The 533-nt window shown below is 59.3% G+C and carries 1 protein-coding gene; it reads right to left on the bottom strand.

Annotation, left to right across the window (positions count from 1 at the left end; genetic code table 11):
- Window positions 1-51 precede the first annotated feature (51 nt).
- A complete protein-coding gene (locus tag ACYVJE_RS23105; RefSeq protein WP_461146140.1) occupies window positions 52-477 on the bottom strand; it encodes an immunoglobulin domain-containing family protein in 426 nt (141 codons plus the stop codon).
- Window positions 478-533: the final 56 nt, after the last annotated feature.

Here is a 533-nt window from a genome sequence, read left to right as displayed (position 1 = left end):
CAGCGAAGTCGGATCGTAGCCATGTCGTTCTGTGAGCCAAGGAGTTGTCTATTAGGTTTGTCTTCCTAAGACCGCTTGGCCTCCGACTTCCTGGCCGGCCTGGCCACTAGTGACGGATGGGCCCTTGGTGGATGCTGAGGCGACGGTGACCAGAAGTCCCCGGCCCCAGACGTCAAAGTACATGGGGCGCCATGCGCGGTTGTTTGCAACGTGTCTCGCACAGTAATAAAGAGATGTATCTGCGGCGGTCACAGACGTCAGGTGGAGGGAGAACAGACTCTTGGACGGGTCCACGGAGATGGCGACTCGACTCTTGAGGGAGAGATTGGCGGAGGTGTCCCCATTCTGATAAATGCTCCCAAGCCACTCTAGCCCCCTCCCTGGGGACTGGCGGACCCAGCCCCAGTAGAAGTGACTAGTGCTCATGGAGTCACCAGAGACAGTGCAGCTGAGAGACAGGGTCTCCGACGGCTTCACCAGTCCTGGGCCCGACTCCTGCAGCTGGCACCTGGGAAGATCTAGAGGGAACCACC

The organism is Salinifilum aidingensis (assembly GCF_054782015.1).
Note: the sequence above shows the minus strand (reverse complement) of the source record. Positions and strands in the feature narration are given on the sequence as shown.